The 24,724-nt window shown below is 67.3% G+C and carries 24 protein-coding genes and 1 tRNA gene; 9 read left to right on the plus strand and 16 right to left on the minus strand.

The window, feature by feature from the left end; all coding sequences use genetic code 11:
• The first annotated feature begins 3 nt into the window (after positions 1–3).
• Genes AC5Y4D_RS16480 through AC5Y4D_RS16500 form a run of 5 tightly spaced genes read left to right on the plus strand, consistent with a single transcriptional unit; the run spans position 4 to position 6,033 of the window.
• Positions 4–810: an enoyl-CoA hydratase/isomerase family protein gene (locus AC5Y4D_RS16480; protein ID WP_499940991.1), complete on the plus strand. Its 807-nt coding sequence runs from the start codon at positions 4–6 to the stop codon at positions 808–810.
• The gene (locus AC5Y4D_RS16485) at positions 807–1,592 is read left to right on the plus strand and encodes an enoyl-CoA hydratase/isomerase family protein (protein WP_499940993.1); all 786 of its coding nucleotides are present in this window, start codon (positions 807–809) and stop codon (positions 1,590–1,592) included. Before AC5Y4D_RS16480 ends, AC5Y4D_RS16485 begins: the two co-directional genes overlap by 4 nt.
• On the plus strand, positions 1,592–3,034 hold the full coding sequence (locus AC5Y4D_RS16490) for an AMP-binding protein (RefSeq protein WP_500037625.1): 1,443 nt from the start codon (positions 1,592–1,594) through the stop codon (positions 3,032–3,034). The genes AC5Y4D_RS16485 and AC5Y4D_RS16490 overlap by 1 nt, the downstream gene beginning before the upstream one ends.
• Positions 3,024–4,526, plus strand: a complete 1,503-nt coding sequence (locus AC5Y4D_RS16495) for a class I adenylate-forming enzyme family protein (protein ID WP_499940996.1) — start codon at positions 3,024–3,026, stop codon at positions 4,524–4,526. Before AC5Y4D_RS16490 ends, AC5Y4D_RS16495 begins: the two co-directional genes overlap by 11 nt.
• On the plus strand, positions 4,519–6,033 hold the full coding sequence (locus AC5Y4D_RS16500) for a class I adenylate-forming enzyme family protein (RefSeq protein ID WP_499940998.1): 1,515 nt from the start codon (positions 4,519–4,521) through the stop codon (positions 6,031–6,033). The genes AC5Y4D_RS16495 and AC5Y4D_RS16500 overlap by 8 nt, the downstream gene beginning before the upstream one ends.
• On the opposite strand, the gene AC5Y4D_RS16505 is transcribed toward AC5Y4D_RS16500, so the two are convergent.
• The 6 genes from AC5Y4D_RS16505 to fabG all read right to left on the minus strand — a co-directional run bounded on the left by AC5Y4D_RS16505 (position 6,030) and on the right by fabG (position 11,595).
• On the minus strand, positions 6,030–6,398 hold the full coding sequence (locus AC5Y4D_RS16505; protein ID WP_499940999.1) for an Rv1352/Rv1906c domain-containing protein: 369 nt from the start codon (positions 6,396–6,398) through the stop codon (positions 6,030–6,032). The genes AC5Y4D_RS16500 and AC5Y4D_RS16505 overlap by 4 nt on opposite strands.
• A gap of 78 nt (positions 6,399–6,476) precedes the next feature.
• Positions 6,477–7,166 (minus strand): GntR family transcriptional regulator, encoded by a 690-nt coding sequence (locus tag AC5Y4D_RS16510; RefSeq protein WP_499941001.1) that lies wholly within the window; start codon positions 7,164–7,166, stop codon positions 6,477–6,479.
• A gap of 4 nt (positions 7,167–7,170) precedes the next feature.
• Positions 7,171–8,364, minus strand: a complete 1,194-nt coding sequence (locus tag AC5Y4D_RS16515) for an acyl-CoA dehydrogenase family protein (RefSeq protein WP_499941003.1) — start codon at positions 8,362–8,364, stop codon at positions 7,171–7,173.
• On the minus strand, positions 8,361–9,566 hold the full coding sequence (locus tag AC5Y4D_RS16520; RefSeq protein ID WP_499941005.1) for a CoA transferase: 1,206 nt from the start codon (positions 9,564–9,566) through the stop codon (positions 8,361–8,363). Before AC5Y4D_RS16520 ends, AC5Y4D_RS16515 begins: the two co-directional genes overlap by 4 nt.
• Complete coding sequence (locus tag AC5Y4D_RS16525; RefSeq protein ID WP_499941387.1) at positions 9,563–10,759, minus strand: acetyl-CoA C-acetyltransferase; 1,197 nt, start codon at positions 10,757–10,759, stop codon at positions 9,563–9,565. Before AC5Y4D_RS16525 ends, AC5Y4D_RS16520 begins: the two co-directional genes overlap by 4 nt.
• Before the next feature lie 86 nt (positions 10,760–10,845).
• Positions 10,846–11,595 carry a 3-oxoacyl-ACP reductase FabG gene (gene fabG / locus AC5Y4D_RS16530; RefSeq protein WP_500037644.1) on the minus strand — a complete coding sequence of 250 codons (750 nt, stop codon included), beginning with the start codon at positions 11,593–11,595 and terminating at the stop codon, positions 10,846–10,848.
• Positions 11,596–11,784: 189 nt separating this feature from the next.
• Between fabG and AC5Y4D_RS16535 the strand changes: the two genes are divergently transcribed.
• Positions 11,785–12,942 carry an acyl-CoA dehydrogenase family protein gene (locus tag AC5Y4D_RS16535; protein WP_500037626.1) on the plus strand — a complete coding sequence of 386 codons (1,158 nt, stop codon included), beginning with the start codon at positions 11,785–11,787 and terminating at the stop codon, positions 12,940–12,942.
• The gene (locus AC5Y4D_RS16540; protein WP_500037627.1) at positions 12,939–13,754 is read left to right on the plus strand and encodes a mycofactocin-coupled SDR family oxidoreductase; all 816 of its coding nucleotides are present in this window, start codon (positions 12,939–12,941) and stop codon (positions 13,752–13,754) included. The genes AC5Y4D_RS16535 and AC5Y4D_RS16540 overlap by 4 nt, the downstream gene beginning before the upstream one ends.
• Before the next feature lie 104 nt (positions 13,755–13,858).
• Here the strand turns inward: AC5Y4D_RS16540 and AC5Y4D_RS16545 are convergent, their stop codons facing one another.
• From AC5Y4D_RS16545 to AC5Y4D_RS16565, 5 genes are all read right to left on the minus strand, one after another.
• Positions 13,859–14,926, minus strand: a complete 1,068-nt coding sequence (locus AC5Y4D_RS16545; RefSeq protein WP_500037645.1) for a phosphotransferase family protein — start codon at positions 14,924–14,926, stop codon at positions 13,859–13,861.
• Between the two features lie 58 nt (positions 14,927–14,984).
• On the minus strand, positions 14,985–16,724 hold the full coding sequence (locus AC5Y4D_RS16550) for an ABC transporter ATP-binding protein (RefSeq protein WP_500037628.1): 1,740 nt from the start codon (positions 16,722–16,724) through the stop codon (positions 14,985–14,987).
• Positions 16,721–19,285, minus strand: a complete 2,565-nt coding sequence (locus AC5Y4D_RS16555) for an ABC transporter ATP-binding protein/permease (protein WP_500037629.1) — start codon at positions 19,283–19,285, stop codon at positions 16,721–16,723. Before AC5Y4D_RS16555 ends, AC5Y4D_RS16550 begins: the two co-directional genes overlap by 4 nt.
• Before the next feature lie 129 nt (positions 19,286–19,414).
• On the minus strand, positions 19,415–20,035 hold the full coding sequence (locus AC5Y4D_RS16560; protein WP_500037630.1) for a TIGR03085 family metal-binding protein: 621 nt from the start codon (positions 20,033–20,035) through the stop codon (positions 19,415–19,417).
• Positions 20,036–20,074: 39 nt separating this feature from the next.
• Positions 20,075–20,158: transfer RNA gene (locus AC5Y4D_RS16565), tRNA-Leu, on the minus strand.
• Between the two features lie 73 nt (positions 20,159–20,231).
• On the opposite strand from AC5Y4D_RS16565, the gene AC5Y4D_RS16570 reads away from it, so the two are divergent.
• Both AC5Y4D_RS16570 and AC5Y4D_RS16575 read left to right on the plus strand, forming a co-directional pair.
• Positions 20,232–20,618: a hypothetical protein gene (locus AC5Y4D_RS16570; RefSeq protein WP_499941016.1), complete on the plus strand. Its 387-nt coding sequence runs from the start codon at positions 20,232–20,234 to the stop codon at positions 20,616–20,618.
• Entirely contained in the window at positions 20,615–20,962 is a 348-nt protein-coding gene (locus AC5Y4D_RS16575) for a DUF3817 domain-containing protein (protein WP_500037631.1), read from the plus strand. Before AC5Y4D_RS16570 ends, AC5Y4D_RS16575 begins: the two co-directional genes overlap by 4 nt.
• On the opposite strand, the gene rdgB is transcribed toward AC5Y4D_RS16575, so the two are convergent.
• The 5 genes from rdgB to AC5Y4D_RS16600 all read right to left on the minus strand — a co-directional run bounded on the left by rdgB (position 20,940) and on the right by AC5Y4D_RS16600 (position 24,706).
• Positions 20,940–21,575, minus strand: coding sequence for an RdgB/HAM1 family non-canonical purine NTP pyrophosphatase (gene rdgB, locus AC5Y4D_RS16580; protein WP_500037646.1), 636 nt, complete (start codon positions 21,573–21,575; stop codon positions 20,940–20,942). The genes AC5Y4D_RS16575 and rdgB overlap by 23 nt on opposite strands.
• Complete coding sequence (gene rph / locus AC5Y4D_RS16585) at positions 21,572–22,351, minus strand: ribonuclease PH (RefSeq protein ID WP_500037632.1); 780 nt, start codon at positions 22,349–22,351, stop codon at positions 21,572–21,574. Before rph ends, rdgB begins: the two co-directional genes overlap by 4 nt.
• A 30-nt stretch (positions 22,352–22,381) precedes the next feature.
• Positions 22,382–23,161 (minus strand): cyclic nucleotide-degrading phosphodiesterase, encoded by a 780-nt coding sequence (locus AC5Y4D_RS16590; RefSeq protein WP_500037633.1) that lies wholly within the window; start codon positions 23,159–23,161, stop codon positions 22,382–22,384.
• Between the two features lie 70 nt (positions 23,162–23,231).
• Positions 23,232–24,047, minus strand: a complete 816-nt coding sequence (murI, locus tag AC5Y4D_RS16595; protein WP_500037634.1) for a glutamate racemase — start codon at positions 24,045–24,047, stop codon at positions 23,232–23,234.
• Complete coding sequence (locus tag AC5Y4D_RS16600; RefSeq protein ID WP_499941025.1) at positions 24,044–24,706, minus strand: rhomboid family intramembrane serine protease; 663 nt, start codon at positions 24,704–24,706, stop codon at positions 24,044–24,046. Before AC5Y4D_RS16600 ends, murI begins: the two co-directional genes overlap by 4 nt.
• Positions 24,707–24,724 lie beyond the last annotated feature (18 nt).

Genomic DNA, 24,724 nt, shown 5'->3' on the forward strand with positions numbered 1-24,724 from the left:
TCGATGCCCGCATTCGACACCATCGGCTACGACGTCGACGGGCATACCGCCACCATCACGCTGAACCGCCCAGAGGCTCTCAATGCGCTCAGCCCGCACATGATCACCGAGCTGCGGGCCGCCTACGACGAGGCCGAGAACGACGACAAGGTGTGGCTGACCGTCGTCACCGGCACCGGACGGGCCTTCTGCACGGGAGCCGACGTCAAGGCCATTCCCGAAGACGGCAAGGTGATCTACGAACGGCCCTACCTGTCGACCTATGACCAGTGGGAGGCACCGCAGGAGGGCACCCCACCGTTTCGCACCATGGCCAAGCCGGTGGTGACCGCTGTCAACGGTCTGTGTTGCGGTGCGGGCATGGACTGGGTCACCACGTCCGACATCGTGATCGCTTCGGACCGGGCGACGTTCTTCGACCCGCATGTGAGCATCGGGCTGGTGGCCGGCCGGGAGATGGTGCGGGTGTCGCGGGTGCTGCCCCGATCGATCGCGCTGCGAATGGCGTTGATGGGCAAGCACGAAAGGATGAGTGCCCAGCGCGCCTACGAACTCGGATTGGTCAGCGAGGTCGTCGAGCACGACCACCTTCTGGACCGGGCCCGCGAGATCGCCGACATCGTGAATTCCAATGCGCCGCTTGCGGTCCGGGGAACCCGGTTGGCCATTCTGAAGGGGCTCAACGTGCCGCTGCACGAGGCCGAGATCCTCGCCGAGACATTCCGCGAGCGGGTGCTGCGCACCGAGGATGCGCAGGAAGGGCCGCGGGCGTTCGTGGAGAAGCGTAAGCCGGATTGGCAATGTCGATGACCTTCGAAACGATCCTGCTCGACGTGGACGCCACCGACCACGTCGCGACCATCACCCTGAACCGGCCGCAACAACTCAACGCGTTCAACCGGACGATGTGCGCGGAGATGGCCGAGGCCTGGCGCCGGGTCAAAGTCGACGACTCGGTGCACGCGGTGGTGTTGCGCGCCGCCGGCACGCGGGCGTTCAGCGCCGGGTTGGACATCAAGAGTCCCTACGGCCAGCCCGACAATGTCTGGAACCACGAAGATCCCGGCGAACTGTTGAGCCCCAAATGGCAGAAGATGTGGAAGCCGGTGGTCTGTGCGGTGCAGGGCATGTGCACCGCCGGTGCCTACTACTTCCTGAACGAGGCCGACGTGGTGATCTGCGCGGCGGACGCGACGTTCTTCGACTCGCACGTCTCGGCCGGGTTGGTCTGTGCGCTGGAGCCGATCGGACTGATGCGTCGCATCGGGTTGGGTGAGACATTGCGGATCGCGTTGATGGGCAACGACGAACGGGTCAGTGCCGACACCGCGCTGCGCATCGGACTGGTGTCGGAAGTGGTTGCCCCGGAACGGCTGTGGGACCGCGCCCACGAAATTGCGGCCACGATAGCGGCCAAACCGCCGTCGGCGACCCAGGGTACGGTGAAGGCGATCTGGGAGTCCCTGGACAAACCGTACCGGGCCGCGATGGAGCAGGGACTCATCTACACCCGGCTGGGCAATCCGCTGGGCACCGCCGAGCTTGCCGCACAACCGAAGTCGTCCAGGCCCGGGGAACCCAAGGTCCGGTAATGCATGCTCTGAGTCGGCGCATCGGTGACGTACTGGATCTGCAGCCGGGGGCGCACGCCGTCGAGTACGCCGGCCAATGGTTCTCGTGGGCACAGATCGCCGACGCCGCGCGACGCACCGCTCCGCTGGCCGCGCACCACTCCAAAGTCGGTATGCTGCTGCGCAATCGGCCGGGGCACGTGTCGGCGTTCCTCGGGGCACTGCTGGGCGGGGGAACCGTCGTCACCATCAACCCGTCACGCGGCGACGAGCGCACCAGGGCCGACATCGCCGGGCTGCGACTGCCGTTGGTGATCGGTGAACCCGAGGACCTGGCGACGTTCGTCGCGCCCGAGACGGCCACGGTGGCGATCTCGGGCACGCTCGACGACGGCGCGCAACCATCCGGGTCCGCCGTCGATGAAGCCGGCGCCGACGTCGCGGTGGTGATGCTGACCAGTGGCACCACCGGGCCGCCTAAGCGCATCGACCTCAGCTACGACATGCTGGCGCACAGTGTGATGGGTTCGGGGTACCGGCAGGCGCCCGCGCCCACCGAGCTGCGGCGCGGGGTGGCGATCGTGAACTCGCCGCTGGTGCACATCGGCGGGGTGTTCCGGGTGCTGCAATGCGTCGCCGAGGCGAGACCCTTTGTGCTGCTGGAACGATTCGAGTTGAACACCTGGTCCGACGCGGTCCGCAGACACCGCCCCCGCGCGGTGTCGCTGGTGCCCGCTGCGCTGCGCACGGTGCTGCACTCGGATCTGACGCGAACCGACCTCGACGGCATCCGCGCCGTCACCTGCGGCACCGCGCCGTTATCGGCCGACGATGCCGACGCATTCACCGTGAAGTTCGGCATCCCCGTGCTGACTTCTTATGCTGCAACCGAATTCGGCGGCGGGGTGGCGGGGTGGACGCTGGCCGACCACCAACGCTTCTGGGCCGCCAAACGGGGCAGCGTCGGGCGGGCCAATCCCGGTGCGCAACTGCGGGTGACCGGCGACGGTGGCGCGCCGCTCGGACCCGATCAAGTCGGCCGGCTCGAGGTCAAACCAGCCCAGCTGGGGCCCGCGGCCGACTGGATGCAGACCAACGACCTGGCGCGCATCGACGACGACGGCTTCGTCTGGATCCTCGGTCGCGCCGACCAGGCGATCATCCGCGGCGGATTCAAGATCATGCCCGACGACGTGCGTACCGCCCTGGAGGCGCACCCGGCGGTCGAGGGCGCCGTCGTGGTCGGGCATGTCGAGGAACGTCTCGGGGAGACGCCGGTGGCCATGGTCGAGTTGCGCGAAGTGGTGACCGTCGACCAACTGGTGGACCATCTGCGAACTCAGCTGGCGGGCTACGAGATTCCCACCCGGATCGTGATCGTCGAGGCGATACCGCGCACACCGTCCGGTAAGGCCGATCTGGGCGCGGTTCGCTCCTTCTTCAGTGCCGAACATGCCCGGTGACTGCCGCACCGTCCCTGCGCTATTGCGGGAACAGGCCGGCGCGCGAGCACAGCATCCGCTGCTGGTGTGCGACGACGACCGGATCAGTTACGCCGAAGCCGACGCTCGCTCGGCTGGCCTGGCGCGCGGGCTGATCGGCCTGGGTGCCGGGAAGGGAACCCATGTCGGACTGCTGTATCCGAATGGCACCGAGTTCGTCGTCGCGATGCTGGCCGCCGCGCGAATCGGCGCGGTGGTCGTGCCCTTCTCGACTTTCGCCACCGCGCCGGAGTTGCTCGAGCAGCTGGTTGCCAGCGACACCGCAATCCTGTTGAGTACACGTTCTTTTCGTTCCCACGACTACGCACACAGGCTCACCGGCGCGACCGCGGCCGCGCCGCAGTTGCGCCACGTCGTGTTCGACTGGGATAGCCTGCCCGACGACAACGTCGAACCCGCGCTGCTGACCGCACTGGAAGACGACGTCGAGGGCTCCGACGTGCTGGCCATCGTCTACACGTCCGGTTCCACCAGCACAGCCAAGGGTGTGGTGCACACCCACTCCGCGTTGCTGGGACACCAGCGCAACCTCAACGAGATCCGCAGGTTGGAGCGGTCGGACAAACTGTTCTGCAACTCGCCGTTCTTCTGGATAGGTGGGTTGGCGTTCGGGTTGCTGGCCACGTTGGTGGCCGGGTCCACGCTGGTGTGCTCCAATGCCACCGACGCGGCCGTGACGCTGGACCTGCTCGAGTCCGAGAAGCCCACCGTCACAAACGGATTCGTCACCGGAATCATGCATCTGACGCAGCATCCCAGTTACCCGCACCGTGACCTGTCGTCGTTGCGGCGGGGCAACCTGTATCCGATCATGGCGCCCGAGGTCCGACCCGCCGACTCAGAACTGCGGCACAACATGCTGGGGATGACCGAAGCCGGCAGCGTGCTGCTGATCAGCGAAGACGAATCCGAGCAACCCGAGGCCCGCCGCGGCTCCTACGGCCGCCCGGCGCCCGGCTTCGAAACCAGGATCGCCGGCCCGGTCGACGGTGTCGGGGAACTGTGCATCCGCGGACCGTACGTGATGCAGGGATATCACAAGCGCAGTCGCGAGGAATGCTTCGACCGCGACGGCTGGTTCCACACCGGAGATCTGGTGCGCGCCGACGACGACGGTTACCTGTACTTCGTGGGGCGGCTAACCGGGATGATCAAGACCGCCGGCGCGAATGTGTCTGCCGCGGAAGTGGAAAGAGCCTTCCGCAGGATCGGCCTGGCGGCCCATGTCGTGGGTTTGCCGGACGTCCGCCGCGGTCAGGTGGTGGCGGCCGCGGTCGTGATGCCCGACGGTGCCGACGATTTCGACGAAGCGGCGCTGCGCACGCGACTGGAGTCCGAACTGTCGTCGTACAAGATTCCCAAACGGTTCGTAGCCGTGTCAGCTGACCAGGTGCCGCTGCTGTCCAGCGGCAAGGTCGACATGCAGCAGCTGAAGAAGTTGTTCGATGGCTGACACCATCGACGGGCTGGTCCGCCTGCACGCCGTCCGCCGGGGCGCCAAGCCTGCGGTGATCGACCCCTCAGAGAGGGTCAGTTACAGCGAACTCGACTCGACCACAAGTGAATTGGCGAACACCCTGATCGAAGCCGGGGTCGGCAAGGGCACCCGGGTGGGCCTGATCATGCCCAACAGCGTGCGTTGGGTACAGATCGCGGTTGCCGTCACCCGCATCGGCGCGGTGTTGGTTCCGTTGAGCACCCTGCTACAGCGCGCTGAACTGATCGCGCAGCTGCGCATGGCCGCGGTGCAGGTGCTGGTGAGCGTGACCGAGTTTCGCGGGCATCGCTATATCGACGATGTCGCAGCCGTCTCACAGTTCGAGTTGCCTGCGCTGCAACGTATCTGGTCAGCAGACCAGCTATCCGGGGCGGCCACGCATGACGGACGCATCGAGGCGATGGGCGCCACGGTCACCCCGGCCGACCCGCTGGTGATCATCTTCACCTCGGGAAGCAGCGGGGCACCCAAGGGAGTCATTCACTCGCATGGCAGCGCGCTCGGTGCGGTGCGGTCGGGGCTCGCGGCCCGCTGTATCAGCGCCGAGACCCGGTTGTACCTGCCGATGCCGTTCTTCTGGGTGGGTGGGTTCGGCAGTGGGATTCTGTCGGCGCTAGTGGCGGACGCGACGCTGGTGACCGAAGCCGCGCCGCAGCCCGAAACCACCCTGCGGTTACTGGAACGTGAACGGGTCACGCTGTTTCGCGGCTGGCCCGACCAGGCGCAGGCACTGGCCCGTCACTCCAGCCGCGCCGACGTCGACCTGTCCGCGCTGCGACCGGGCAGCCTGGATGCGCTGCTGCCGCCCGAGCAACGCGCGCAACCGGGCGCACGCGCGTCCCTGTTTGGCATGACCGAAGCGTTCGGGCCGTACTGCGGCTTCCCGGCTGACACCGATATGCCCAAGACGGCATGGGGCAGTTGCGGAAAACCGTTTCCCGGCATGGAGGTTCGCATCGCCGATCCGGACACCGGCGCAGCGCTGCCGGCGGACACAGTCGGCATGATCCAGATCCGCGGACCGCACACGTTGCGCGGCATCTGTCGCCGCAGCAGGGAAGAGGTGTTCACCGCCGACGGCTTCTACCCCACCGGTGACCTCGGGCGCCTCGACCCCGAAGGGTTCCTGTTCTACCACGGCCGCGGTGACGACATGTTCAAGGTCAGCGGGGCCACGGTCTATCCCAGCGAGGTGGAGCGGGCGCTGCGCATGATCGAGGGTGTCGAAAGTGCTTACGTCACCAACGTTCCCGGGGTGACCGGCGAACAGGTGGGCGCGGCGGTGGTCTGCCGCACACTGACCGTGGACCAGCTGCGCGGCGCCGTCCGCGGACTGCTGAGCGCCTTCAAAGTGCCGACGGTGTGGATGCTGCTGGAGTCCGACGATGGGCTGCCCCGCGGCGGTACCGGCAAAGTGGACGTCCGGGCCTTACGAAAGATGTTGGCGCAGGAGGCTTCCTAGGGGACGCGCTCCCAGGGTTGGCAGTTCTGCGACTCGAATGCCTTCACCGACGTGTTGATGTTCGCGAACATCGGACCGACGGAGATATTCGTCTGCAGGACATGCTCTTTGTTGGCGTCGGGTGTGCTGTAGGTGAACCATGCGCACATCGAATCCTGGGTCGGCACATTGTTGATCCACACGCCGATGACCGAGGCCGACCCCGCCGTGCGGTAGAGGCCCGGCGCAATGTCAGGTCCGACGACGAAGACTCCGTTGCCCGGGATCGGGTCCATCGGATCGGCCGCGGCCGGTGGGGACAGCGCAATCGCCGACACGCCGGTCACTATCAAGGCGACGGCGCGGGACGCTCGCGTGATACGCATAGCGGCAGTCTAGACCCGCGACCAGGAATGGCACTTTCGGAATCTCGCCGTTGTTCGTATCCGCCGGGAAGCGGCGCCTCAATCCGATGCGTGCGATGCCTGCACGACCACACCACGCTCGATCAGGTGCTCGATCAGCGGAACCGCGCTCGCCGCAAGGTGATCGGACATCGCTACGCGCGCAGACTCCTCGTCGTGCGCGTCGAGCGCCGCCAGCACCCGGCGGTGGTCCTTGACGGCCCGCTCGGGCCAGTGCTCGATCATCGGGAACACCGACTCGGGCGCATAGCGGGTGATCTGCGACATCATCTGCGCCAACTTCGGTGAATCCGCGGCGATGTTGATCGCCCGATGGAATTCGTGGTTGAGCCGGATGGTCTGTTCGTCATCGGCGGCGGCGTACGCCTTCTCCAGGTGAGCCTGAATGTCCTTGAGATCACTGAGCTGCTGATCGCTGATATGCAGCGCGGCCCGCGCTGCCAATTGACCGCCCACATGGGCCTGCACATTGGCGACGTCGGCCAGGTCCCGCCGTGTCAGCGGCAGCACCACGAAGCCGCGCCGGGGCTGTTGAGCGACCAGACCTTCGGCGCGCAGCGCGAACAACGCCTCCCGCACCGGCGTGACGCTGACCCCCAACTCCGCGGCCAGTTGATCCAGCCGCACATACTGGCCGGCCGCGTAAGTGCCCTCGAATATCCTCTTTCGGACAAAGGCCGCGACGTCCTCGGAAAGCTGTGGCCGCGAACCGAAATCCGGAACCGTCATCGCCTCACATCCGATACTCGTCGAGTAGGCGCTTGCTGATGATCTGCTTCTGGATCTCGCTGGTGCCCTCGCCGATCAGCAGGAACGGTGAGTCGCGCATCAGCCGCTCGATCTCGTACTCCTTGGAGTAGCCGTAGCCGCCGTGGATCCGGAAGCTCTGTTGGGTGACCTCCGAACAGAACTCGCTGGCAAGGTATTTCGCCATTCCGGCCGCGACGTCGTTGCGTTCGCCGGAGTCCTTCAGTCGCGCTGCGTTGACCATCATCAGGTGCGCGGCTTCGACTTTGGTGGCCATCTCGGCGAGCTGGAACGCGATCGCCTGGTGCTCGGCGATCGGCTTGCCGAAGGTCTGCCGCTGCTGGGCGTAGCGCACCGCCAGTTCGAAGGCCCGGATGCCGACACCGCAGGCGCGCGCGGACACGTTGACCCGGCCGACTTCGATGCCGTCCATCATCTGCAAGAAGCCCTGGCCCGGCTTGCCGCCGAGGATGTCGCCGGCGCTCGCCCCGTAGCCGTCGAAGATGAGTTCGGTGGTGTCGATGCCTTTGTAGCCGAGCTTGTCGATCTTGCCGGGAATGATCAGGCCGGGCACCACTTCGCCGAAGCCGGTGGGCTTTTCGACCAGGAAAGCGGTCAGGTTGCGATGTGGTTTGTCCGCTCCCTCGTCGGTGCGCACCAGCACCGCGACCAGCGTGGAGCTGCCCCCGTTGGTCAGCCACATCTTCTGTCCGTCGATGGTGTAGGTGCCGTCGTCGTTGCGGGTCGCGCGGGTGCGGATCGCGGCCACGTCGGAGCCCAACTCGGGTTCGGACATGGAGAACGCGCCGCGGGTCTCGCCGGTGGCCATCCGCGGCAGGAACCGTTGCTTCTGCTCCTCGGTTCCGTGCTGACGCAGCATGTACGCGACGATGAAGTGGGTGTTGAGCACCCCGGACACGCTCATCCAGCCGCGCGCGAGTTCCTCGACGCACAGCGCGTAGGTGAGCAGCGACTCCCCCAGCCCGCCGTACTCCTCCGGGATCATCAGGCCGAACAACCCCATCTCGCGCAGGCCGTCGACGATGGCCTGCGGGTAGGTGTCGCTGCGTTCCAGTTCGGGCGCGGTCGGAATGATCTCCTTGTCGACGAATTGCCGTACCGTGGCGACGATTTCGGTCTGGATCTCGGTGAGGCCGAGAGTCTGGGCGAGTCTGGTCATGCGCTGTTCGTCCCTATCGTCTTCGCGGTCGCCAGACGCGCGATGTCGTCGTCCGTCAGTCCCAGGTACTCGGCGAGCACGTCGGCGGTATCGGCCCCCAGCACCGGCGCCGCCGCGCTGGTCGGATGCACCCCGTCGAACGCGGTCGGCATGGCCGGGGCCAGATAGTCTCCGACGCCCGGTTGGTGCAGTCGGGAAAACAGCGGATTCGCAGTCACTTTCGGGTCGCGGGCCACCTCGGCGAAGGTGCGGTACCGTTCGAACAGCACCGTGGTGCCCGACAACGCCGCACCGATCTCGTCGGCGGTGTGATCGGCGAACCAGGTGCCGAACAGACCGGACAACACGTCGCGGTAGCGGTAGCGGTCGCCCTCGGTACCGAAGTCCACACCCAGCGCTTCGGCCAGCGCCGTGACCGCCGCACCGGTACCGGTCACGTCGACCAGGTCACGAAAGTGCCTGCGCGTCAACAACACGACCATGAACCGGGCGCCGTCCCGGCTGACGAAATCCTGCCCGTACTGGCCATAGACGGCATTGCCGACCCGTGGTCGCTGCGTCCCGAGCACCTGGGGTTCGGTCAGTAACCCGAGGTTTCCGGCGGTGGCCAACGCGACATCCTCCAGGGCCAGACTGACCCGGGCACCTGCCCCGGATTGGTCGCGACGATGCACGGCGGAGACGACGGCCAGCGCGGCGTACAGGCCACAGCTGACGTCCCAGGCCGGCAGCACATGGTTGATCGGCGCGGCGTGGTCGGCCGGACCGGTGACCAGCGGAAATCCGATGGCCGCGTTGACCGTGTAGTCCACGCCGGTGGATCCGTCACCGCGCCCGAGCAACTGGACATGGATGACGTCGGAACGCTTGGCCGCCAACGCCTCATGGCTCAGCCAGGACAGGCCAGCCGAGTTGGTGACGACGATGCCGTCGCCCTCCACGATCAGGCGCTGAACCAACTCCTGCCCCTCGGGCGCCCGGAAATCCACTGTGGCCGAACGCTTTCCCTTGTTCAGTCCCGTCCAGTAGATCGACGTGCCACCCTCGGTCAGCGGCCAACGCTGCACATCGGAGGCGCCACCGATCGGATCGACACGGATAACCTGTGCGCCAAGCTGGCTCAACGTCAATCCGCACAGCGGTGCGGCGACGAAGCTGGACACCTCGACGACGCGGACGCCGGCCAGCGGCAGCGTGGTCACGTGACCCGCTCGAAGACCGCGGCCAGCCCCTGCCCGCCACCGATGCACATCGTCTCCAAGCCGTAACGCGCCTGGCGCCGGTCCAACTCGCGGGCCAGGCTGGCCAGCATCCGGCCACCCGTCGCTCCCACCGGGTGTCCCAGGGAGATCCCCGAACCGAGCACATTGGTCCGATCGTGGTCGGCGGCACCGAAATTCCACTCTCGCATCACCGCAAGCGCTTGGGCGGCGAAGGCCTCGTTGAGTTCGATCAGGTCGATGTCGCTCAGCCGCAGGCCTGCTTTGGCCAGCGCCACCTCCGTCGCCGGCACCGGGCCGATTCCCATGATGTTGGGCGCCACCCCCGCTTGGCCCCACGACACCAGCCGCACCAACGGCCTCAACCCGAGTTCGTTCGCCTTCTCCGCGGTGGTCACCACGCACATCGACGCGGCGTCATTCTGCCCACTGGCGTTGCCCGCCGTCACCGTCGACTCCGGATCATCCTTCAGCAGAACAGGTTTGAGTTTGCTCAGGGACTCCACCGTGGTATCGGCGCGGGGATGCTCGTCGGTGTCGATCACCTGCTCGCCCTGCCGCGTCGCCACGGTGACCGGAACGATTTCGTCTTTGAGCACGCCGTCCTGCTGCGCGGCCACCGCCCGCTGGTGCGACCGCACCGCGAGCTCGTCCTGCTCCTGCCGGGAGATCCCGTACTGCCGGCGCAGGTTCTCAGCGGTCTCCAGCATCCCGCCCGGCACCGGGTAGTGACGGCCGCCTGCGGTGCTGCGACCACGGGCCAGCGCGTCGTGCACCCGGACACCGGAACGGCCTCCGCCCCAACGCATGTCGGTGGAGTAGAAGGTGACGTTGCTCATGCTCTCGCAGCCGCCCGCGACGACGAGATCGTTGTCGCCGGAGCTCACCTGCAGGCACGCCTGGATCACGGCCTGCAGACCCGACCCGCAGCGGCGGTCGACCTGCATACCCGGAACGGTCACCGGCAGACCGGAGTCCAGCGCCACCACCCGCCCGATCGCGGGCGCCTCGCTGCTGGGATAACAGTGCCCGAGGATGACGTCCTGCACCGCGTCCGGGGCGATCCCCGTGCGGTCCAGCAGGCCGCGCAGCGCTGCGACGCCGAGGTCGACGGCGCTGAGCGACTTGAACATGCCGCCGTACCGGCCGATCGGCGTCCGTACCGGTTCGCAGATGACCGCCTCGTGCTGCCGAGCAGACGCAAAAGCACCCCAATTCGTCCCGAATTGGGGGCTTTTGCGTCTGCTCGCGGCGCTCTCCGTCACAGGTGCCGGCCGCCGGTGATCTCCATGACCGTGCCGGTCATGTAGGAGGACAGGTCGGAAGCCAGGAACAGGGCGACGCTGGCCACCTCGCTGGGTTCACCGGCGCGCCCCATCGGAACTTCAGCCACTTTCGAATCCCAGATCCGTTGCGGCATGGCCTCGGTCATGGCCGACCGGATCAGCCCCGGAGCGATGGCGTTCACCCGGACACCCAGGTACGCAAGCTCTTTGGCGGCCGCCTTGGTCATGCCGACGATCCCCGCCTTGGCTGCCGAGTAATTCGTCTGGCCGACCATCCCGACCTTGCCGGAGACCGACGACATGTTGATGATGGCGCCCCGCTTGTTCTCCCGCATGACCGCCGCGGCCAGCCGGGTACCGTTCCACGTCCCCTTCAGGTGCACGTTGATGACCTGGTCGAACTGCTCCTCGGTCATCTTGCGCATGGTCGCGTCGCGGGTGATTCCGGCGTTGTTGACCATGATGTCGAAACCACCGAACCGATCGATGGCGGTCTGGATGAGGTTGGAGACCTCTTCGGATCGGGTGACGTCACAGCGCACCGCGACGGCGACGTCCTCGCCGCCCAGTTGTTTGGCCGCGACCTCGGTCGCCTCGAGGTTCACGTCGCCGAGCACCACCCGCGCACCTTCGGCAATGAATCGCTCCGCAATCGCGTAACCAAGACCTTGCGCAGCACCCGTGACCACCGCGGTCTGACCGTCCAACAACGACACCTGTATCACGCCTTCTGTTCGGGGCACCCGAGCGAGCACCGTCAACTCAAATATTGTATTTCATATATGATCCTGGCCTACCCTATCAACCCGCCAACCCGCCCGCGAACAGACGTAAAAGCCCCCATTTCCGGGGGAAATGAGGGGCTTTTACGTCTGTTCGCGCCCCCCACAACTGAGCCGAAGGAGCAGGTAGCGATGAGCGAGGTCTCTGACGAGGACTTCCGGGAGATCCTGGCGCAGACCCGCCACTTCATCCGCACCGCGGTCGTCCCGCGTGAGCAGGAGATCCTCGACGAGGACCGGGTGCCCGACGAACTGCGCGACGACGCCAAGAAGATGGGCCTGTTCGGCTACGCGATCCCCCAGGAATGGGGCGGCCTCGGCCTGAACCTGAGCCAAGACGTCGAGCTGGCAATGGAGTTGGGCTACACCTCGTTGGCGCTGCGGTCGATGTTCGGCACCAACAACGGCATCGCCGGACAGGTTCTCGTCGGGTTCGGCACCGACGAGCAGAAGTCGCGTTGGCTCGAATCGATCGCCTCCGGCGACGTCGTCGCCTCCTTCGCCCTGACCGAACCCGGCGCGGGATCCAATCCGGCCGGATTGAAGACCAAAGCCGTTCGCGACGGCCAAGATTGGGTGATCGACGGGCAGAAGCGCTTCATCACCAACGCACCGGTCGCCGATCTGTTCGTGGTCTTCGCGCGCACCCGCCCGGCCGACGAGAAAGGTCCCGGGATTGCGGTGTTCCTGGTGCCGGCCGATGTGCCCGGCGTCGAGGTGGGCGCCAAGGACGCCAAGATGGGTCAGGAGGGTGCTTGGACCGCAGACGTCAGCTTCACCGAGGTGCGCGTCGACGACAGCGCCCTCGTCGGCGGCAGCGAAGACATCGGCTACCGCGCGGCGATGACCTCGCTGGCGCGCGGCCGAGTGCACATCGCCGCGCTCGCAGTCGGCGCGGCGCAGCGCGCCCTGGACGAGTCGGTGGCCTACGCCGCCACCGCAACCCAGGGCGGCACCCCGATCGGCAACTTCCAGCTGGTGCAGGCGATGCTGGCCGACATGCAGACCGGGGTGCTGGCCGGGCGCGCGCTGGTCCGCGACACCGCGCGGGCCTGGGTCAACGACCAAGACCGCCGGATCGCGCCGTCGGCGGCGAAGCTGTTCTGTACCGAAATGGCCGGCAAGGTCGCCGATCTCGCGGTCCAGGTGCACGGCGGCAGCGGCTATATGCGCGGGGTCCCGGTCGAGCGCATCTACCGCGATGTCCGGCTGCTGCGACTGTACGAGGGCACCAGCGAGATCCAGCAACTGATCATCGGCTCCAACCTGGTGAAGGCGGCGCAACGATGAGGCTGAAGAACAGGGTCGCGTTCATCACCGGAGCGGCGCGTGGCCAGGGCCGCGCGCACGCGGTGCGAATGGCCCGGGAAGGCGCCGACATCATCGCCGTCGATATCGCGGGGCAGCTTCCCGATTGTGTCCCTTACGATTCGGCGACCCCGGACGACTTGGCCGAAACGGTTCGCCTGGTCGAAGAGACGGGCCGTCGAATCATCGCCACGGTGGCCGACACCCGCGACCATGACGGCTTGCGCCGGATCGTCGAGGCCGGCGTCGCGGAATTGGGGCGCCTGGACATCATCGTGGCCAATGCCGGGATCTCGGCTCCGCAGGCCTGGAACGACATCTCCCCCAAGTCATTCCGGGACGTGTTGGACATCAACGTGACCGGCACCTGGAACACCGTGATGGCCGGAGCGCACCACATCATCGACGGCGGCCGCGGCGGCTCGATCATCCTGATCAGTTCGGCCGCCGGAGCGAAACTGCAGCCGTTCATGGTGCACTACACGGCCAGCAAGCACGCCGTCACCGGCATGGCCCGCGCGTTCGCCGCCGAACTGGGCAAGCACTCGATTCGGGTCAACAGCGTGCATCCCGGGCCGGTCAATTCTCCGATGGGCAGCGGGCAGATGATCGAGGCCATGGGCAAGGCCATCGAGACCAATCCTCAACTGGCGAACATGATCACGCCGTTCCTGCCGACCTGGGCGGCCGAGCCGGAAGACATCGCCGACACGGTCTGCTGGCTGGCCAGTGACGAATCCCGTTACGTCACAGCAGCGGAGATCCCGGTGGACCAGGGGTCGACGAAGTACTGATTAGCGCGTTGACTCTGCGCCTAGGGCGACAAAGTGCGAGTAGGTTGCGCCCTGAGCGCAGAATCAACGCAGCGAACGGGAGCGCCCTCAGCGCAGGAGACGCCCTAGCCCGAGATCAGTTCCAGGGTGCCCAGGTCGCGAATCGCCTGACAGCCGCGCGACAGCATGGTCAGCACCATGTCGTCACCCCGCTCGGTGGAGGTGGCGAAGGCGAACCCCAGCGCCGAGATCAGCGGCGCCTGCAACACGCCGAGCCGGTAGTCGCGCCAACACGTTTCGCGGTCGTAGTCGCGGACGCCGTAACTCAGCAGCGCCCGGTGGTACTCGGTCACCAGGTCTTCCTCGACGGCCCCCCGCAGTTGCGAGTTCAGGCTGGTCGCAGCGAAATAGGCGAGATCGCGTGCCGGCAATCCCACCCCCAGCGTTTGCCAGTCGACGACGCTGATGCGGGTGTGGTCGGGATCGAACAACATGTTGTCCAGCCGGTAGTCGCCGTGCAACAGCGCGAACCGGTGGTGCTCGGCCATCAGCCACGGTGTGACCAAACCCATTGTGGCAGCGAAGGTGTCGCGGTCTTCGAGGCTCATCCGATCGCCGAGCTTCTCCAGGGTGATGTCGGCGCTCATCTTGGCCACCTCGCCCATGCCCTGGGCGCCGGCTTCGTCGGGACGACCGAACGCGACACCGGGAAAGTCCAGCCAGAACCGATCGCACCAGCTGGGTCCGTGCAGTCCGGCCAGTGCGACCACCGCCAGTCGCGCCTCCTGCTCCCCGCAGCCCAGCAGTTGATCACCCTGCACCGCCGGCGCCTGGTCGGCCAGCAGCAGCGCGTAATTCATTGCGTCGTCGCTGATTTGGGAGTAGAAGCAGCGCGGTGTCGGTACCTGCACGCGGTGGGCGGCCGAAGCATAGAACGCGCATTCGCTGCGATACCCGATGACGACGCGGTCACGCACGGCGTCGTCCTGGGCCGGCAGCTTGATCACGAACGTGGGCGGCAAACCGCCCGGATCGCCGCCGTAGGTGGCCGTCACGCGGTAGGTGGCGCCGGTCTGCCCGGTGCCGATCGGAGTCACGTCGGTTGCGGTCACCTCGACGGGCGCGCCACTTTGGCTGAGCACCGCCGAAAGCCATTCGGCGGTCACGTCGGCGGGGTACCTCGGGATCGACATCAAGACGCTCACAGCACTCGACTGTAAGCCATACCGCAGGACTTTCGGTGTGCCCGTCCTAGTCGGCCAGGATCCGCCATTCCGCGGCTTCGTGCTGCTGGCGCCAGAACTCGCTGAACCGGCCGCCGGCGGCCAGCAGGTCGTCGACCGCGCCGTCTTCGATCACCCGACCGTTCTCGACGAACAGGACCCGGTCGGCGTGCCGGATGCTGGCCAGCCGGTGGGCCACGATCACCCGGGTGTGCGCCTGCGGGTCGGCGGTGAGCGCGTCGACGATCGCGACCTCGTTCTCGTTGTCCAGTGCGCTGGTCGCCTCGTCGACCAGCAGGATGGGGGCACCCTTGAGCAGGGCACGCGCGATGCTGACCCGCTGACGTTCGCCGCCCGAAAGTGCCGAGCCGGCTTCGCCCACCACCGTCTGCGCGCCGTCTGGCAGGCGGCCGGTGAGCTCGTCGACCCGGGCCAGACCGACGGCGCGGGTGAACCGGTCCTCGTCCGCATCCGGGGCGCCGGCCAGCACGTTCTCGCGGATCGTTCCGTGGAAAAGGTAGGGATGCTGGAAGACGACGCTGCTGGCGTTGCGCCGGGCGTCGGCGTCCAGGGTGGCCGCGTCCAGGTCGTCGATCAGGACCCGCCCTCGGGTGGGTTGATGCAGGCCGGCGATCAGCGCCAGGACGGTGCTCTTGCCGGAGCCCGACGGCCCGACGATCGCCGTCGCGGTTCCCGGCTCCAGCGAGAAACTCACCCCGTCCAGCGCAGGATGGGTGCTGCCGTCGTAGCTGAAGGTGACGTCGTCGAAGACGATGCGCGGCGCCGAGCCTGCCGGGCGCAACCGGGCCGTCCCGGCGCCCACAGCGGGCGCGGTCAGCACCGAGCGGATGTTGCCGAGAGTGGCTCGGGTGCTCTCCAGTGCCGGCGCCAGTTCGCTGACGGTGGTGAACGGCTCGAGGTAGCGGGCTATCACCACGATCAGCGCGATGGCTTCGGGCACACCCAACGTGCCGCCCACGGTCAGGGCCGTGGTGACGCCGGCGAGCAGGATCAACGCCAACTGGCTGGCGATGCTGAACAGCAACTGGCCGGGGATCTGCATGCCCAGCAGCCGCATCGTCGCGCTGTGCTGGGCGCTGAGGGCATTGCCGACCAGACTGCGGGCCGGTTCGACGCGTCGCGCAGCCCGCAGCGCCTGCTGGGTGCGGGCGAATTCGATGATGCGCTCGGTCAGCCTGCTGTTGGCCGCACCGGCGGCCGCATCGGCTTTGCGCGACAGGCGCACCGAAGCCCACAGCGCCCCCAGCAACAGCGGCACCCCGGCCAGCGCGGCGACACCGAGCTGCCGGGAGATCGGCAGCAACACCAAGGCGATGGCCGCGGGCAGCAGGATGGCGCTGATCAGCGGCGTCAGCAGGTTGACCACCAGACCGACGAGTTCGGGTCCGGTCGACGCGATGGCTTGCCTTGCCGTCGCGGTGTTTTCGGCGGTGAACCAGTTCAGCCGGATGTCGGGTAACCGGTCGGCCACGTCGTGCTGGGTGTGGTCGAGAACGGCGAACCCCAGGTCGAATCCGATCCGCGCGGTGGTGGTGTCGATGATCCAGCCGATCACGGTCGCGGCGGTCAACCAGCCCAGCCACACCAGCGCGCGTTGGGGTGTGTCGCCGAACAAGGCCGCCACCAACGGGACGAGCAGCACCGCACCCACCGCACGTAGCACGACGGAGACGAAAGTCATTGCCGCATAAGCAGCCACCTTGCCGCGACGATCGGCCGGGACGAGACGAAGCCAGGTGCGGATCATCCGGTGACCTCCTGCCCCGCGCCCACCGTCGCCCGGGGCCGACCCGTTTCCCAGAGCCGGCGGTAGCGGCCGTCGGCGGCCAGCAGTTCGTCGTGGGTACCGCGTTCGGTGATGCGGCCGTGGTCGAGCACGACGATTTGATCGGCCCCGGTGACGGTGTGCAGCCGGTGTGCGATCACCAGCACGGTGCGGTCTCGGGTCAGTCGGTTGAGGGCTTGCTGCACAAGGTATTCCGACTCGGGGTCGGCGTAGGCGGTGGCCTCGTCCAGGATGAGCACCGGCGTGTCGGCGAGGATCGCGCGGGCGATGGTCAGGCGTTGCCGCTCGCCACCCGACAACGCGGTGCTTGCGCCCAGCACGGTGTCGTAGCCGTTGGGCAGCCGCAGGATCCGGTCGTGGATCTGCGCGTCGCGCGCCGCGGTCTGGATCTGCTCGAGGGTGGCTTCCGGGACGGCCAGCGCGATGTTCTCGGCGACGGTGCCGTGCACGAGTTGTGTTTCCTGGAGCACGAATCCGACCCGGGTGTAGAGCTCGTCGGCACTCAGCGACCGGATGTCGTTGCCACCCACCCGGATCGCGCCTTCCTCGACGTCGTGAAACCTCGCCAACAGCGCTGCGAGCGTGGACTTTCCGGATCCCGACGGGCCGACCAGTGCGGTGACGGTACCGGGCCGCAATTCCAGTGACACGTCACGGATCACCGGTACGCCGGGTCGGTAGCCGAAGCTGACATGGTCGAACACCACCGCCGACTCGGCCGGGTGGGGCGCGGCCGCGGTGACGGTCAGTTCCGGCTCGGCAAGGGCGGTCTGCAGGCGGCGGGCGGCCATCGTCCCGGCACGGATGCCACCGACGCCGTAGGCGATGCCCAGGAGTCGGGCTCCGAATGTGGTGCCCAACAACAGGAACGGCAGCAAGTCGACCGCATCCATCCGGTGGGTGACGACGAGCAGGGTGCCGACGGTCACGATCAGCCACAGGAACGTCGACGGACGGGTGGCCAGGTCCATCATGGTCTTCTTGCCGGCCAGCGGACGTTGCCAGGCGACCAGGAACTCGATGTACTCGTCCAGGCTCCGCCGGAAGCTCGACGCGGCGGCACCGCCGAAAACGCGGATCACCGGCTGTCCTTCCAGATAGGCGCCGGCTTCGGTACTCATCTTCTCCGCCCACCGCTGCGACTGCGCGATCCGCGGCCCGGATTGAATCATCAGCATCGAAGATGTCACCAGGTAGACCAGGACCGGACCGAACAGCACCAACGCCACCCGCCAGTCGACGACGAACAGGTAGAGCAGCACCGCCACCGGTGCCACCACCGCGTTCACCGCGTCCGGAATGGCATGGGTGACCAGGTAGTGCAACGACAGTGTGTCGTCCTGCACCAGTTGCTTGATCGACCCCGACCCGCGTGCGGTGAACCAGCCCAGCGGCAGTCGGGACAGCTTGCCCAACAACCGCGATCGCAGGTCGCTGGCGAACCGCGCGTCGACGACGTGGAGCCACAGGGTCAGCCCTGCCCCCAGCACGGTGCCCAGCCCCAATAGCGAAACCGCCCACAGGCCGAGGTTCCACAGCCGAGACTCGTCAGCGCCGGCGACCAGGAGCCGGGCCAATTCGACGAGCAGGACGAACGGCGCCAGCTGCACCAGCGTGACGATGGCCTGCAGCACCCCCGAGGCGATCAGCGCCGGACGCAGCGGTGCCAGCAGCTGACCGGCGGCCTGGGCTCGCCAACTCCCCCGGGCCGCCGATTCCGGTTGCGCCACAACCACTTCAGCCGAATCGTCGGCGGCGGTGGTGTCCGGCTCGTCGCCGCGGCGGGTGCCCATCTCCTTGCCGGCACTCCAATATGCCTGCGCATGGACCTCGGACTTGGGGAAGCCGAACTCGTCGCGCAGCCTCTTGCGAACGTTCTTGAGCGCGTTGGCTTCTGGCGTGGCCCAGCAGTACCAGTTCGACCAGTCCCGGCTTTCGATCGCGTTCGCCAGTGATCTGTCGTCGTGGCGCGCGACCCAATGCACCTGCAGCCGGGGGTGCCGCGTGATGGGGATCAAGGGGTCGTTGTCGTCGTGTTGCTCGAGGTACATCTCGATCGGCACGTCGTCCGGGACGGTTCCGATGATCCCGTTCATGCCCGGGATCGACGCCGAGTCGCCGATCAGCAGATAGCCGGCCGGTTGTTCGTCGGGGCTGTCGTAGCGCGAGGAGCCCATCAGTGCCATGACCGCGATCGTCGTCCCGGGTTGCACGCTTCGGGCCCACGTGGAGGCGGGTCCGGCAGGCTCGTGCAACACCACGTCGACGGCGAACCTGCCGGTGGACGCGTCAGCTTCGGAAAGGGTGTAACCGCGCTGGAATTCGGTCTTGGAGCCCTTCGGGTCGGGGAACCAGAACCGCAGCCACGCGGCCGGCTCCGGCTCGACCTCACCGAACAGCGTCGGTGACTCCATCCGGATCCGCACGAAATGCGGTGCGATCTCGAAGGTTTCGAGCACAGTCGCGATGTGGTCGCGCGCGCCGAAGCCCTTCATCATCACGCCGGAAAATCCGCGTGCCATCAACGGTCCTCTCCCGCGGCGGTTTCACTCACCACCCGGGACACGGTTTTCATCAGCTGCCACGCTCCGAGCTAGTAAGTTACCCCCACAAACTAAGGGTTACCTTACCGCCGGTCAAACTGGTGGCGGCTACAGGCTCTTGGGCGCCTCGCGAACGGCGCGGATCGCCGCCTCGTCACCGTCGAAGTCCACCCGCGCTTCCCGGCCGACCGCGAACAGCAGCAATTCCTCGGGCGGCCCGGTCACCGTCACCGCCGGCCCGCGTCCGGCGATCAGCACCGTTTTGCCGTCGGTGGTGCGCAACGCGACCCGTCCGGGAACCTTCGCCAACGTCAACCGGCCCATCAGCGACAGGTTGCGCCGCAACCTGGCCGCCAGCTCGGGATCGAGTTCGCGGGGCTCCCAGCCCGGCCGGGCGCGGCGCACGTCCTCGTGGTGGATGAACATCTCACCGACGTTGGCCACCGGATCGAGCAACTTGAACGGCGAGTAGGCCGGCGGACCGGAAGCGACCTTGTCCACCAGGTCTTCCCAGTCGGTCTCCGCCGCGACCTTGTTCTGCAGTCGTTCGGTGTGGCCGGCGAAGAACGGAATCAGGATTCCGGGCCCGGCGTCCGGACGGTACTCCCTAATCACCAGGTGCGCGGCCAGATCCCGGGTGGTCCAGCCTTCGCATAAGGTGGGCGCTTCGGGTCCGGCTGCGAGCATGGTTTCCACCAGAGCGGCACGCTCACGTCGTGCGACGGACAAATCGCCCTCCCTCGAAGTCGATGCAGGAGCAAAGATCTGTGCGGGCGGAGGGACTCGAACCCACACGCTCTCTCGAGCACCGGCACCTAAAGCCGGCATGTCTGCCAATTTCATCACGCCCGCGCGCCTTGCCGATGGTACCGCTCCGGCTACCCGACGGAGCCGTCGGCGGGGCGCCGCGCGGTACCGTCATGTTGTGTCCACCCAGGCTCCTCGACGACGCCGCCACCGGCCCGCGCTGATCGCTCTGGTGATCCTCGCGGCCTGTGCCTGCCTGGCGCTGGGCTGGTGGCAGTGGACCAGGTTCCAGTCGGTGTCGGGCGGCTACCAGAACCTCGGCTACGCGCTGCAATGGCCGCTCTTCGCCTGGTTCTGGGTCTATGCGTACCGCAACTTCGTCCGGTACGAGGACACGCCGCCGGAGCCGCGCCACACGGCCAACGAGATACCTCCCGGGCTGCTACCCGAACGCCCGAAGCCGCCACCGCCACCGTCTGACGATCCCGCCTTGCGCGAATACAACGCCTACCTGGCCGAACTCGCCAAGAACGACGCCGAAAAACAGAACAGGACAACCGCATGAGCAACCCCGACACAGAACGCGGCACCTCGGTGTTCCCCGTCGAGAAGATCCGCACCGCGCTGACCGCGTACCGGATCATGGCGTGGATCACCGGCATCTGGCTGATCGCACTGTGCGGCGAGATCGTCTCGCATCTGGTGTTCGATCGCGAGATCCGCTGGATCGAGGTCGTGCACGGCTGGATGTACTTCGTCTACATGCTGGCGGCGTTCAATCTCGCCATCAAGGTCCGTTGGCCGATCGGAAAGACGGTCGGCGTGCTGCTCGCCGGCACCGTCCCGATCCTGGGGATCGTCGTCGAGCAACGCCAGACCCGCGAGATCAAAGTGCAGTTCGCGCTCTGAGCGCGCTCAGCCCCGGCAGCCCCCGTAACGCGGGCAACAGCAAAGCCAGCGCGCGGCCGCGATGCGATACCGCGTCCTTTTCAGCCGGACTGAGTTGCGCGGCGGTGCGCCCGCCCGAACCCTCGGGGACGAACACCGGGTCGTAGCCGAACCCACCGTCGCCGTGCGGCTCCCGAGCGATGGACCCGGACCACTCCCCGCGCACCACCACTTCGTCGGCGTCCGAGATCAGCGCGCAGGCTGAGACGAAGGCCGCTGCGCGCCGCCCGTCGGGCACGTCACGAAGCTGGGCCAGCAACAACGCGGTGTTGGCGGCGTCGTCGCCGTGCTTGCCCGACCAGCGCGCCGACAGCACCCCCGGCATCCCGTTCAGCGCGGCGACTTCCAACCCGGAGTCGTCGGCGACGCTGGGCAGGCCGGTCGCGGCGAACGCATCGCGGGCCTTGGCCAGCGCGTTGTCCTCGAAGGTGGCACCGGTCTCGGGTGCTTCGTCGAACGGCGGCACGTCGTCCAGCGACATCAGCGTCACCCCGGACAGCCCGGCTCCGTCCAGCACCCGTTGCAGTTCGGCCAGCTTCTTGCGGTTGCGGCTGGCGACCAGCAACCCGCTCAGCTTCCGAACGCCTTCGGCTGCGACGGCCCTTCGGGGAGCACACCGGGATACGGCTGCGCCAGGGCCTCACGCTGCGCGGCGAACAGCGAGTCGCAGGCGCCCAGCGCCATGTCCAGCAGCTTGTCCAGGGTCGAGCGCGGGAACGTCGCACCCTCGCCGGTGCCTTGCACCTCGACCAACGTCCCAGTGTCGGTGGCGACCACGTTCATGTCGACTTCGGCCCGTGAGTCCTCTTCGTAAGGCAGGTCGACGCGCACCCGGCCGTCGACCACCCCGACGCTCACCGCCGCGATCGCGCACGACAGCGGCCTCGGGTCGGACAACTTCCCGTGCGCGGACAGGTAGGTGACCGCGTCGGCCAACGCCACGTAGGCGCCGGTGATCGCCGCCGTGCGGGTGCCGCCGTCGGCCTGCAACACGTCGCAGTCGACGGCGATGGTGTTCTCGCCCAGCGCCGCCAGATCGATGCACGCGCGCAGTGACCGACCGACCAGCCGACTGATCTCCTGGGTCCTGCCGCCGATCCGTCCCTTGACCGATTCGCGGTCGGAGCGGGTGTGAGTCGCCGAGGGCAGCATCGCGTATTCGGCGGTAAGCCAACCCAGACCGGATCCTCGGCGCCACCGCGGCACCCCCTCGGTGACGCTGGCCGTGCACAAGACCTTGGTCTGGCCGAATTCGATCAACACCGAGCCCGCAGGATTCTCGGTGAAACCCCTGGTGATGACCACCGGGCGAAGCTCGTCGTCGAGGCGGCCGTCTTCTCGTTTGGACACGACGCCCACCCTAGCCGTCGCGTCGACGCGCTAGCCGGTCCGGCGGATTTCGAACGTCTCGCCGGGCACCACGGCATGCACCGGCCCGTCGAACTCGGCCTTGGCCTCGCTGATCACGTCCTCACGCGACGTCCACGGCGGGATATGCGTCAACAGCAACTCGCGGACACCGGCCCGCGCCGCCGCCCGGCCCGCCTCGGTCCCGGACAGATGCAGATCTGGTGGGTGTTTGGGCGAATGCGTCCAGGACGCCTCGCAGAGGAAGACGTCGGCGCCGCGCGCCAGTTCGACGAGCTGGTCGCATTCACCGGTGTCACCGCTGTACACCAGCGATGCTCCGGAAGGGTCGGTGAAGCGCAGACCAAACGACTCGGTGGGGTGCGCCACCAGCCGAGGTGTGATCGTGAGCGCGCCGATGGTCACCGCCTCGCGGTCGACCCAGTGGCGGACATCGAAAATGTCCGAGCAGTCGTCGATCTCGCCGCCGTACGGCGAGGACGCCGCGCCCAGCCGCGACCAGGTGTCGCTCGGCCCGTACAGCAGCGCTTTGCCGGCGGGACGTGACGTCGGATGGTAGCGACGCCACACGAACAAGCCCGGCAGATCCAGGCAGTGGTCGGCGTGCAGATGCGACAACAACACGTGCACCGAGCTGGGATCGGCGTGGCGCTGCAGGGCGCCGAGTACACCTCCGCCGAAGTCGATGACCAGCGGTGGGGTATCCGGAGCCCGAAGTAGATAGCCCGACGCGGGCGAATCCGGACCCACGACGCTACCGGAGCATCCGAGCACGGTTAATCGCACGGACACCACTGTGCCATGCCCACTACCACGATGGGGAAAACATCGCCGCATTCAAAGGTCGGAGTCGCCTGCACAGCTAATGGACGTGGGTGCGACGGACGGGCTCGACACCTGTGACAGCCGGACCCAGAAACCGCGCCGCCAGTCGGGTGAAGGACTCCGGGTCACCGGTGGCTTCGAACACCCGCGTTGCGGACGACCCGTCGTGCGGGTGCAGCAGGTCGGTTTCGGTGAGCACGCGAAGCACCTGTTTGGCGGTCTCCTCGGCGCTGGAGACCAGCGTGACGTCCTCCCCCATCACCAATTGGATCAGTCCCGACAGCAACGGGTAGTGCGTGCACCCGAGTACCAGCGTGTCGACCCCGGCGCGCTGCAGCGGTTCCAGGTAGCCCTCTGCCAAGCCCAGCACCTGACGCCCGCTGGTGACCCCGCGCTCGACGAAGTCGACGAACCGCGGGCAGGCCACCGCGGTGATCTCGGTGTCGCGGGCCGCGGCGAACGCATCCTGGTAAGCGTGCGACTCGATGGTTGCCCGGGTGCCGATCACCCCGATGCGGCCGTTACGGGTTGCGGCGACCGCGCGCCGCACCGCAGGCAGGATCACTTCGACGACGGGCACGTCGTAGCGTTCCCGCGCGTCGCGCAGGCATGCCGCCGACGCGGAGTTGCAGGCGATGACCAGAACCTTGACGCCCCGGCTGACCAAGTCGTCCCCGATGGCCAGCGCGTGCGCGCGGATCTCGGGGATGGCCAGCGGCCCGTAGGGACCGTTGCCGGTGTCACCGACGTAGACGATGTCCTCGTCGGGCAATTGGTCGATGATCGCGCGGGCGACCGTCAGTCCGCCCACGCCGGAGTCGAAGATCCCGACGGGTGACAGCGGTGAGCTCATGGCTTGACGTGCGGCGTTCGCTTGCGCTCGCGGGCTCTGCGCTCCGGAGACGACAACAGGTACGCCGCGACCACCCCGGCGATGGCGCCGCACAGGTGTCCCTGCCACGAGACGCCGGGGGTGCCGGGCAGCACGCCGAGCAGGACGCCGCCGTAGATGAACATCACGATGATGCCGACGACGATCTCCCACACCTTGCGCGTGAAGAACCCGAACAGGATCAGGAACGCCAGCCAGCCGAAGATGAGGCCCGACGCGCCGATGTGGTTGGTCTCGCACCGCACACCGACGTACGGGCAGTGCGCGCCCACATTGCCGATAAGCCACGTGCCGAAGCCACCGAGGATCCAGATGATGGCCGTGGCGAAGATGAACCGCGACAGGCCCGCCAGCGTCATCAGGAAACCGAGCACCAGCGCCGGAATGGTGTTGGCGATCAGGTGATCCCAGTTCGAATGGAGTAGGGGCGCGACGAGGATGCCTCGCAACCCGTCAGCCTCGAGCGGCCGGATGCCGTTGGAGTCGAGGCGATGATTGCTCAGGCTGTCCCAGAGCTCGATGAGCCAGAGCAACGCGACGAAGGTGAGGATGGTGGCTCCCCCGACCACCCATCGGGGCTTTTTCTCCTGCGTCGCAGGTGTGCGTGACCTCAAGCCCATGGCTGCCCTTCCGGAGCG

This window comes from Mycobacterium sp. NGS67 (genome assembly GCF_059812185.1).